Genomic DNA, 11,418 nt, shown 5'->3' with positions numbered 1-11,418 from the left:
TTTTTTTTTAGGCTATTGTAAACTTTTGTAAAAAAATCTCAAATTCCGATTGGAACTTGCGCAGTCGCGTAATCAGGACGTCAATTTGTCAAACAGATTTTTTACTTCCCGTTCTTTGGCCGGGGTGCGCGTTCCGATCCATCCTTCGCCGAAGTACAAGCACAGGCCGACGAGGATTTCGCCTCCGGTATAAATGGCGAAGTTGTCCGTTATTTGTACGAGGATGGCGTAGGTCAGTAGCCCGCCTGCAAGAGCTAATATTGCGCCTCGCGCTGTGGGTTTTCGGAAGAGCATGCCGAACATCAGGGGTATTGCTATGGGGGATAGGAGTGCGCCAAATATTTGGACAGTTGCGGTGAATACTTTTTCTGCGCCTTTGCTTTCGGCGATGATAACGCCCGTGATAATGATGGCTATTCCAAATATCAATGTGACGATTTTGCCTGCGCGGAAGAGTGATTGCTGCGTCCATGCGCGCTTGATATTGCGCTGATAGACATCTTTTGTGAATACGGCGGCGAGGGCGTTGAGGTCGCTGTCGATCATGGACATGGTGGCGGCGAACATGGAACAGATCAATAGGCCGATCAATCCGGGCATGAGTCCGGAGAGTACGCGCTGGGCCATCAATACGTAGGTTTGCTGGAGGTCAAAGCCGGGTAGGGGTGTGAGTGTTACGGGGTCGAAGTATTCGGTGAGTATTAATGGCGCGGCCCAGGCGGGCAGGAAGATGACGATGGGGTATAGCAGGTAGAGGAATCCCGAGAGTAGCGCAGCTTTTTGGGTGTCCCGTGGGTCGGATACAGATATGAATCGCTGCGCTAATCCCCAGGTGGCGCCGTTGTAACTGAAGATGACGACGATGAGATAGACAAACCAGAAATCGATTCCAATGCCGGCTTCGGCGTTGAAGAATGTGCCGCGTTCGGCGGGCAATTGTTCCCACAGGGGGTTCCATCCGCCGATGTTGTCGAGTACGAGATAGAGTACGATTGAGCTGATGACGAGCTGGACGACAAATTGGATCAGGTCGGTTAATACCGCGGCCCACAGTCCGCCTATGAGGACGTAGGCTACGGTGATTATGCCTGCGACCAGTACGACGGGCAATACGGCCCAGCCCGTGACGGTTTGTACGACGACGGATATCGCGTAGAGTTTGATTCCAAGGTCTATGAATTTGACGCCGATGCCAGAGAGTGCCACCAGAAAACGCACGGAGTTGCCGTATCGCGCTTCGAGATATTCCACGGGTGTGAGTACTTTGAGGCGAGACCAGCGCGGTGCCCAGACGAGGCAGCCGATCATCATGGCGATAAAACACGATAGGGAGAATAGCGTCCACATGCTGAATCCGGCGGTTGCTGCCCGTCCCGCAAAGCCCACGAAGACGACTGCGCTGTATCCAGAGACGTGGTGGGATATGGCGGCCATCCACCAGGGGAGGTTGTGTCCGGCGGCGAAGTACGCATCCACGTCCTGAGATTTTCGTTTGGCAATCCCGCCCACCCAGGCCATGAGCAGGGCGTAGAGGAGGATGACGATAAAGTCTGTGGGTGATAGCATGTTTACGTCCATTCAGCGAATCAACGAATCAACGAATCAACGAACCCTGCCCATCCTCCCAAAATCAGTGTGTATTGCCATTCGTCTATTCGTCTATTCGCGCTTTTCTCGTCTATTCGTCCAATCCCGCGATTAGTTCTTCCGATGTCAGAGAATAGTGTCCGAACATTTCCAGGAAGAGTACGGCGCCCCGCGTCTGTCCGAGGGTTTCGTGCGTTTCAAAGGATTCCATTCCCGTGGTGCAGTCCCGCAGGAGGATGATTTCATATCCGCGGCGGCCCATTGCGAGGGTTCCGTAGTCTCTCATCAAGATGCAGGCGTTGGTGTTGAAGCCCAGATAGAAGAGGAAGAGTATGTCCTTTTGTTTGCACCAGCGATGGAGTTCTTCGCCGGTTGAGATGACGGCTTCCTGCCCCTCTACCTGTACGAGGGGGTGCATTGCGAGTCTGGCGCGGGTTTCGGTGAGTTCTTCTTCGCGCGGTTCTATGGGGCGCGCATAGTGTTCATATATTCCCGTTTTGCTGCGAAATTCGGCTGGGGGCCAGTTGTTTTTGGCGTTGGTGGATGTTTTTCCCTTTTCGATCAGGTTCACCCAGGATGGATGCGCTTCAGCCAGGCGAGGCGCCGGGGCGTGAACGATGGGCATTTCCGCTTTTCGACAGGCGTGTAGAAGGGGGACGATGTTGTTGCTTACGATTTCCTCGGACCTGGCTTTCGTGTCTTTCAGGTAGTGATGCGACCATACATCGACGAGTACGAGTGCGGTTTGCGCTATCGGGATCTCCCAGTTGAGGTGGGCATAGCTCGTGTTCTTTTCGATCCAGACGATGCCTTCGTCAACGTGCCAGCGGTAGTAGCGGGGGGCGATGGTGATTTTGTTTTGCATGTGTTCTCCTTCAAGCTATGCGCCTGATTTCTCCACGACCAATGGTGTGCGTTCTGTCTTCTCCTGCGATTTTTACTTCTGCATGCTCGGAACTGGAGGCGTATAGTGCCCCGTCGGATATGGCGTCTATACGCGCATCGCCTTCTATGTTCAGTATTTGGGTTGCGCGGAGGAGGCAGGCTGATTCGCCGCCGATGGGGATGCGGTAGCTTGCGCGGTTTCCATGCGTTTCGAGGACGGTGCCGGGGAAGATGGGGAGTTGTTCGGTTCTGTTTGTGGTGAAAGTGCATATTTGTTGTGTGGTGCCGAAGTTTGCGGCGGCGAGATATCCTTGGGCTATGAGGCCAACGCCGTCTTCTGGTGCGACCAGAATTTCGAAAGGGGTGTCGGGTGTGTCGGCAGCGGCTTGTTCAGGGATTAGCAGGGCGGTGAGACGGCCTGCTTCTTCGCCTGCTCGAAGCGGTTTTTCACCCGATAGTCGAGATAGTGTGAGGTCGTCGGCTATGGCGCGGTAGGGGTTGAAATAGTGCCGGTTGTGGTAAATTGTGTCGCCATTTCCGGTAAAGTGTATGCCCAGGCGGTTGTCTATGTTGAGATAGGGGGGATGGCTCAGGTTGTCGATTATGTCATCTGCTTCGGTTTCGCCGTGCCAACCCGCGTACCGGGTTTCGCCGTCGGGGCGATATAGCACGCGTTCTCCTCGGCAGTTGGGGGCCAGGTGTGAGAAGTGTTCGTTGGTGATGCGCAAGAATCCCTGGTTGAGTTCTTCCAGTACGAGGTCTTCCCGGGCAGTGAATTTTTCAAATGATAAGGCGCGTCCGTCTGGCAGGCTGGCAAAGAGTACGTGCTGACGCAGGGATTCCTGGCAGCGGTCTATGACGAGGGCGGCGGCAAAGCTGTCGTCGTATTCGGCAATGCGCACGGTTTTGAGGCGGTGGCTGTCGGGACGGTTTTGTACGACGGGTGTGCCGAGCCATGTATCTGAACAGGGGGCGATGGTGTAGATGCCTTCCCGCGTGAGGGGCAGAGCCATTATTGAGTTGCGCCAGGCAAATGAGGTCTGTCCGTGCGGGTGTCTGTGGTGTACAAATCCCGCGTGGGGAAAGTGGCGCACGCCCGAGAGACGCGATTCCATTTCCACGATGGGGGAAGGCGATGGGCCTGGTCCCAGGAGGCGATGGAGGAGGTACAGGCTGGCGGCACCCGAGATCGAGACTTCTCGCATGATCATGGGGTCTTGCTGGTCGTGTGCTTGCTGGGCGAGGTCCTGGTCGTACATTCGTCCCCCATTTCCGCGCTGGCGGCGTTCGGCGTGTTCCAGTCCCAGGCGTTCCAGGGTTGCGGCGTCCGGGTCGTCGAAATATACGGCGGCAATCGCATGCGCGGCTATGGTGGCAAAGATGTTTAGATAATGCCAGTCCATGCCCTGAACAGCCTGGGCATATCCGCCTCCGTCGGTTAGTGCTTTCAGGTTTTCGTACACGCGCCGTTTGTTCCAGAAGAGTTCTGGGGGTAGTTCGCGTCCCCAGACCTGGTACAGGCAGCCCACACTCATGAGGGGAGAGAGGCCCGAGGCCGTGTAGCTGGGGTGCACCATGCCGTGGTTTTCCGCGAGGTAATCGGGGAGTGCTGTGAAGATTTTTTCGGTTAGTGTACGCGCTGTTTCGCTACCTACGAGGCCGAGGTCTTTGGTGTCTTGTGGCGCAGCGCATGTGGAGAACATCCATCTGCGGGCGGTTGCTTCCCAGTCTGCAGCGTCCTCGTGTTCGGATAAGAAGAGGAAGCAAGAGGTGAGTCCGTGAGAGGTCCAGGCGTTTTCTTCCATTTGGGTGTCTGTATAGACGCCGCTTTTGGGCGCCATGTCGCCGAATCGCGCGGCGTAGTCTTCATGTACGCGGGCGACCATCATCCAGGTTTCTTCATCGATCCATTCCCGCAGTAACAAGCAGATGCGCGCGAGGCCAGCGACGGTGCTGCCGCACTGGCTTTCGCGGAAGAAGCCTTTGCCCCGTTCGCCCCATTTGGTGTCGCAGTTTTCCGGGCGGCCCAGTCCTTCTGAGGGACGCACGCAGTCTTCGGGACCGGAGTCGTGGGTGAAACACAGGTATCGCACGCCTTTGATCGCCATTTCCCGCAGGGTGTCCCGGGATACGCCCGTGGATGCTTCGTCGTATTCTGGAGACGTACTGGCGTAGGCAAAGGTTTCGGCACAGCTGATGGTTTCGATTCCATACCAGTGACATCCGCCGAAGAAATGCCCGCAGTTGGGACGGTCGGGCCAGTCGGCAAAGTACGCGATGCCGGTTGGAATCCACTGTTCAATCATCCGAAGATAACGGCGACTCATTTCGTTTTCAGTGTCGGGAAGGTGCGGATGCTGCAGGTCTGTGATGTCGGTCATGCGTACCATTTTGTTCTCCTTTCAAGGAGGCGGTCAACCACCGTCATCGCGGCATGATGTTGAGCCGCGATCCAGAAGGGTTTTTTTAATTACTGACGTCGTGCCTATGCCTGTGTGCTGATCGCTGTAGTCCATTCATAATCGACGGTTGCGCGCACGGTTTCGATTTCGTCATTGGCAATGCGAAGGTGTACTGCGTTTTGTATTTCGCACGGGTCACCTGTAGAAATATTATATGTGAAGCCTTCTTCGTAATCCTCGCGGGATGCGAGTCCCCGGATGAAGGAGGTGTCACCCACTTCTACGCGTACTTTATTTTTTGCTGAAGATATTATGTCGGAGATGGTGTAACAGGCGTCCCGAATGCCGTCGTTTAAGATGCGAAGTTGTGTGCCGATGAGGCGTTTGTCTGCGGGGAGAGGGCCTTCTATTTCGATCCAGGCGGATCCGGTTTCTTCGCGGTGGAAGTCCGTTACGGTGCCGCGGTGAGTTGGGGTGCTGATCCGCAGGGTTCCAGAGGTGGTGTTTACCTGCGTTCCGCCGACTAAAAAGATGGATGTTTGTCCGTTGTTCCGGGATATGATTGCAAATCGCCCTGCGGCTGCGATGCCTTCGCCCAGGTCAAATACGCGGTTCGGGTCGTCTGATGACAGGATGTGATCTGTTCGGCCTGTATGGGTTGTTATTTTTATAGCCGCTGCTGCTATGTCGCGTTCTTCTGTGCCGAGGTCAATGCGGGTGGCGTCTGCTATATGAGGCTGACCCTCGCGATAAGGCTCTATGATGGAGGCAAAGAGGCTTTTTCGGTCTGCACTGGCGTTGCGTAATAGTACGTAGCGGATGCGCCGGGGGTTGCCGGGTTTGTTTTGTGGGGGGTCGCCCCATGCAAGCGCCGCGTTTTCTGCGTTGGATAATACGCGGTAGCGCAGGTGCAGGGGGGTGTCACCGTGCTGGGTTTTCCAGGTATCTGCGAGTTTCCAGTCTGCCCACCATCCAGCCGCGGGTTTCTCGGCGCGGTGAACGCCGTAGAGGTAGGCAAAGCCGCTGCCGCGGTAGCGTCCATCAGGTGGTCCGTCGTAGTGCGTGCCGAAGGAGATGGTTTTGCCTGCGTATGTTCCTTCTTCTTGTGGGGTGAGGTCGATGCCCTGGATGCTTACGTCGCCTTCTCCGGCGTGGAAGCTCATGATGTGGTCGTTTCCGCCATTCACGCGGAAGAAGTCGATGAGGTAAGATTCGGTGGGCGATACGTCGATCATTGCGAGGGTGCGCCGATAGTCCCGTGTGTCGGGATAGATTTCGGGGGATGCGATTTCGACGACGCCTATTCCCTGCGAGGTGGCAAAATATTGGCAGTGTCCTATCCAGTTCACTTCTTGTTGCTGCTGGTTTATCATTACTGTGTTGTGTGAGATGGTGTTTGTGGTCCAGCCCGCCCGTTTGGGCCATTTGCTGTCGGCGTATTCAGGATATCCCAGGTCGGGCAATACGTCCATTCCGCGGTAGTACATTCCAATGTTCAATCGATCTCGGTGGCCGTGTCCGCCGTTGCGCCCGTAATACAGCCAGGCCGCCCGCTGGTCGTGTCCCTCGCCATGCCGGAATACGGTGAGTCCGTATCCGTTCAGGTTTTCGCTTTTGAGCTCTAATTCGCCGTGTTGTTTTGCGATTTCGAGGACGGTTTTCTGGATTGCTTCGGGTTCGGGATCGAAGATGGAGGTGTGTAGTCCGTCGGTGCGGTTTCCGTTGAGTTTGTACGCAAGGCGCGCGAGGTCGGGGTCGCCAAGCCGGGCATAAGCGCTGATGATTGTTTGGAGTTCTACGCGTACCATGCCTTCGCCTCCGGTGTTGCCGGTGTCGCCGATGTGGGGGGTGTAGCGGTCCAGTGCGGTGAGGCGATAGGGCACGCTGTACATGCGTTTGAGGCGGGGATAGTCGCGGTATAGATCGTAGTCCCGGTATTTGCGACATCGATCCAGTATCCATGCACAGCGGGCAAATGCGTTCATCCAGCCGAAGCAATAGCCGGGGGCTGCTTCGTTGCCAACGCCGTCTCGATCTACTTTTCCGATCAGGGTTGCCGGGATGTGTCCCCCACCAGTGCCCCGGGATTCTCCGGGTTCAAAGAGCCAGTCCAGTGCTTTGGGCGTTTCTCGTGGGTCGTCCAGTACTGCCGCGGCTGTGGCCATGGCAGTTTGGGTCATGCCTTCGTTGCCGCGGATGCGCCGGTCTCGACAGGAGCGTATGAATTCTCGGAGGAGTCCGTGTTTGATGTTTTCGCGGATGTGGGCGATGCTCGATTTGGGCTGTGCGATCTGCCATTTTTCCGCTTGTGCGGATAGGAATCGGAGGAGTTCATTGTCGTCTTCTATGCCTTCGGAGATCATATCGTAGGATAGGGATAGGGTCTCGGCCATGCCGTTTTCCCATATACAGCCTGTGATGCGGCCCATGCCCGTGCTGCCGTGGGAGTTGTAGAGGCCCAGGTCCGAGTAGGGGGTTAAGTCCATGTCGGGATAGACGTCTGCGATGCGGTCCAGGATGACGGCGCCTTTGTGGGCATAAGCGGTGTTTCCGGTGTAGAGATACGCTTTGCCCAGGGCGAGAGCGGCTGCTGGTAGTTCCTTCCATGTGCAATAATGGCTGTAGTAGGCGATGAACCACCAGCGGTTTCCCGATTCGTCGATCCAGCCCATGCCGTCATCTACTGCATAGTTTGGGGCATTGGCGTTTTCAGCGTTGTATAGCAGGGATTCATCGGCGAGGCTGCGTTCGAAGATTCCACCGGATCCCAGACCGCTTTTGTAAAATGCCTCGAAGTTGTTTTTGGGCCAGATCTCTCCGCACGACGGACATTCCAATTTGTAGGGGCGGTGCAGCGATACTTTCCAGGGGTAATTTCCGAATGCATAGACGTCTCGGCCACATTCGGGACAGCCGAGGTCGGGGTTGACGTGGATGCCGCGGGGGATGGATTGTCCGGTGATCAGGTCCCAGATTTCTCCATCGCTTTGCGCCATCCATGGCGCGCATGTTTTGATTATGGCATCTCGCTCGGCTCTCGCCCAGGCGTAGCGTTGGATGTTTCGCCGGGCATTGCTTATTTCTTCGGGTGTGTACAGTCCCATTGCGATGCTCCTTATTGGGTACCAGCGATAAATTTTTATGGCTTGTTGCCGCTATGTGTGACTATATTAGGTCGCAAATTTACATGACATATTTCCAAATTCAAGAAAATTTGGGTTTGCTTTAAATGAGTATTTGACGATATCGCAGAGCATTTCTTCGAAAACACTATGGCCCTTCCCGAAACCCTGTCTCCCACATCTGAAGATGCCCAGAGAAGAGCGGCGCGCATTACGCCTCGCAGTGTTGCGCTGGGGCTTCTGATTTCTTGTCTGGCGAGTGCATGGGTGACGTATTCCCGCACGGCTGCAAATACTTCCGCGGTTAATATTACGCATCTTCCGGTTTCTATTTTCGCGATTTTTTTGTGCGTTTTTATTGTCAATACGCTTTTGAAGATTCGGTTCGACAAACAGGGTCTGGCTTCTCGAGAACTGGCTGTTATTTTTGCGATGGGCCTGATTGGGGCGATTATTCCCGCGCGTGGGTTGACCGGTGTTTGGCTGGGGCTGATGGCCGCGCCGCATTATCTGGCTACGCCGGAGAATGGGTGGATTGACAATGTTCAGCCCTTTCTTCCGCCTTATCTCTTTCCTTCCAATGATCACCAGCAGACGACGTTTTTGTACGAGGGGCTACCATCTGGGGTGTCCATTCCGTGGGAGGTCTGGATTGGTCCGATTTTCTGGTGGGTTACGCTGATTCTGGCGGGGTTTGTGGTGTGTTTTTGTATTGTGGTTATTCTTCGCAAGCAGTGGGTTGAGAGCGAGCGTCTGGATTATCCCCTGCTCGCACCTGTTCTGGAGATGGTTGCAGAGACGCGCGATTCTTCGGGTCGAAGTGGCTGGCCGATCCTTTTTCGGGGGTATCTTTTTTGGATTGGTTTTGGGCTGGCGTTTGGGATTATCGGGTGGAATATTGTTACTTATTTTTATACGACGGTTCCCCGCATTAGCATGAGTCCGAATGGCGGGCTTTTTTATTTTGCACGCCTTTTTCCGCCGCTGTTGACGCATATTAATACTTATACGATTGGTTTTGGATATTTTGTCAATCTGGAGATCCTTTTTTCGATCTGGTTTTTCCACTTTTTGCTGATGGGCGAGATTGCGCTTATTCGGAAGACGGGTTTTCAGTTTGGACGCATGCACCAGAAGGGCGGCGGATGGGGCGATCCCCTGGTGCAGTGGCAGTGTATGGGTGCGCTTTTTGTGTTTGTGGGCTGGGGGCTGTGGACTGCGCGGCGGCACTTGAAGGCGGTTTTCAGGAAGGCGTGGCATGATGACCCCGATGTGGATGATGCGGGTGAGCTTCTTTCCTACCGCACGGCTGTGATTGGCCTGATTGTCGGTGTAGCCTATATCATAGCCTATCTTTTGAAGGCGGGGGTTGCGCCGGGGCTTTTGATGATTACGATACCGGCGGCGATTGTTATTTATATCGCGCTTGCCCGTTTTGTGTGTGAGTCGGGTACGCTGTACCTGGGTATTCCCACGACGCCTCTGGATATGGGTTTTCAACTGATCGGCACGGTTACGATTGATCCGAGGACGATTGCCGTGGGTTCTACGGCTCATGCATTGCGCTGGATGCTGTTTATGCCAGCTCTGTCGCAGAATGCCAAAATTTTTGATCGCGTGCCGGGCAATAAGCGCGCGCTTTTCTGGGTGTTGCTTTTGGGGTTGGTCGGCGCGCTTGTGGTCAATATTTCGATGGTGCTCTATCTGGGCTATACACACGGGGCATACAATTTTACGGAGTATCCGTTTACCCGGTACGCGCCCCGTCTTTACGACGCGATTGTTACGAAGATCAAATCTCCCGAGCCAGCTTCATGGGAGCGGATGGTGCTGTTCGGCTTTGGGGGTCTCATTTTTGCGATTCTCACGGCGCTTCGGTATCGCCTGCCCTGGTGGCCCATCCATCCCGTGGGTTTTATTATTACTACGACGAGTATTCTCCACGAGATTACGTCTCTTATTATTGTCTGGCTGTTCAAAGCTATTGTGATCCGGGTGGGTGGTGTGTCCCTTTATGAAAAATACCGTCCGCTCTTTTTCGGGATTATTGCAGGCAGGGCGACAGGGGTGCTGGTTTCATTTGTTGTCGATTTGATCTGGTTCCCCGGGGGTGGGCATGGAGTACACGGTTGGGCATGATCTAACTTTTCTCCACTTCCACCCACAATTCGTTTAGCCCGCGCAAAGTGATCTGGTGTCGGCGCACGGGTTCGGCGTTTAGCCGAATCGAAGCGTATCGCTTCAGCAGGGCAGCAAAGGCCACTTTGGCTTCCATTACGGCAAGTGACGCGCCCAGGCAGTAATGGATGCCGCGTCCGAAGGAGAGGTGGCTCGTTTTCTTTCGGCCTATGTCCAGGGTATTGGGATCGGAAAACACGGCGGGGTCGCGGTTTGCTGCGCCGATCAGGGAGAAGATGGGTTGGCCTGCGCGGATTCGCTTGTTGCGGATTTCCACATCTTCAAGCGCGATGCGCCGGTCCATCTGAACGGGTGGGTCGTATCTGAGGAACTCGTGTATTGCCAGATCCAACAAGTCGGGCTGGCGGCGGAGACGCTGGAATTGGTCGGGGTTTTTCAAGAGGGCGAGCATGCCGTTGCCGATCAGGTTGCGCGTTGTTTCGTTGCCAGCCACGAGCAAGAGGATCAGGGTTGTCACCAGTTCTGCGTGCGTCAAGCGGTCGCCCGCTTCTTCTGCGGCCACGAGATCGCTGGTCAGGTCGGCCTGTGGTTTGCGCCGTCGCTGTGCTATGATTTCCTCGAAGTACGCTTCCAATTCTACCCGGGCTTGCCGCGCCCGTTTGATGTTTTCGTCGTCGAGGATCGGTTCGATGCTGAGTGAAATCAAATTTGACCACGCTTTGAACCGGCTCAGGTCCTCGGTGTGGACCCCCAGCATTTGGGCGATGACAATAACCGGCAGAGGAAATGCGAAGGCGTTCATTAGATCGAAGCGGGGTTGTCCTTCGATGGCGTGCAGAAGATCGTCGGCAATTTGTTCGACTTTGGGCTGAAGAGCCGCGACGGATTTGGGGGTGAATGCCCTGGAGACCAGGGCGCGTAGCCGGGTGTGGTCGGGAGGATCGAGGGCGAGCATGCCCAGAGGACCGATGCGGACATAGGTATCGGTGGGCAGTCCCTGGTTGGAAAAACGCGCGTGATCCCGCAAAATAGCATCTACGTCCCGGTAGCTGCTCACAGCCCACGCATCGATCAGTCTCATGCGGTGGATTGGGTCTTTGAGGCGCAATTGTTCGTACAGGTCGTACGGATCGGCGAGAACTTCGTCGGATCCGGGGTGGTAGGCAACGCCCGTTTCGAGGCGTTCATAGGTGAGCAGCGCCCGTGCGGCAAGCGGCTTGAGACTGTTCTCGATTGCCCGAGTTATTGAAGTCATCGTTGCGCTCCTTCACACGAAAGCCCCG

Annotated in this window: 6 protein-coding genes; 1 reads left to right on the top strand and 5 read right to left on the bottom strand. The window is 55.3% G+C overall.

Annotated elements, in window-relative coordinates:
- Nucleotides 1–72 precede the first annotated feature (72 nt).
- The 4 genes from F4Y39_03930 to F4Y39_03915 all read right to left on the bottom strand — a co-directional run bounded on the left by F4Y39_03930 (nt 73) and on the right by F4Y39_03915 (nt 7,978).
- Nucleotides 73–1,578 (bottom strand): hypothetical protein, encoded by a 1,506-nt coding sequence (locus tag F4Y39_03930; GenBank protein ID MYC12854.1) that lies wholly within the window; start codon nt 1,576–1,578, stop codon nt 73–75.
- A gap of 100 nt (nt 1,579–1,678) precedes the next feature.
- A complete protein-coding gene (locus tag F4Y39_03925) occupies nt 1,679–2,452 on the bottom strand; it encodes an isochorismatase family protein (GenBank protein ID MYC12853.1) in 774 nt (257 codons plus the stop codon).
- Between the two features lie 10 nt (nt 2,453–2,462).
- Nucleotides 2,463–4,862, bottom strand: a complete 2,400-nt coding sequence (locus F4Y39_03920; protein ID MYC12852.1) for a hypothetical protein — start codon at nt 4,860–4,862, stop codon at nt 2,463–2,465.
- A gap of 95 nt (nt 4,863–4,957) precedes the next feature.
- Nucleotides 4,958–7,978, bottom strand: coding sequence for a hypothetical protein (locus tag F4Y39_03915; protein MYC12851.1), 3,021 nt, complete (start codon nt 7,976–7,978; stop codon nt 4,958–4,960).
- A 168-nt stretch (nt 7,979–8,146) separates the two neighbouring features.
- On the opposite strand from F4Y39_03915, the gene F4Y39_03910 reads away from it, so the two are divergent.
- Entirely contained in the window at nt 8,147–10,135 is a 1,989-nt protein-coding gene (locus F4Y39_03910) for a hypothetical protein (protein ID MYC12850.1), read from the top strand.
- 1 nt (nt 10,136) lies between these two features.
- Here the strand turns inward: F4Y39_03910 and F4Y39_03905 are convergent, their stop codons facing one another.
- Nucleotides 10,137–11,390: a cytochrome P450 gene (locus F4Y39_03905; GenBank protein ID MYC12849.1), complete on the bottom strand. Its 1,254-nt coding sequence runs from the start codon at nt 11,388–11,390 to the stop codon at nt 10,137–10,139.
- Between the last annotated feature and the right edge of the window lie 28 nt (nt 11,391–11,418).

The sequence above is a fragment of the Gemmatimonadota bacterium genome (assembly GCA_009838845.1).
Classification (GTDB): domain Bacteria; phylum Latescibacterota; class UBA2968; order UBA2968; family UBA2968; genus VXRD01.
Note: the sequence above shows the minus strand (reverse complement) of the source record. Positions and strands in the feature narration are given on the sequence as shown.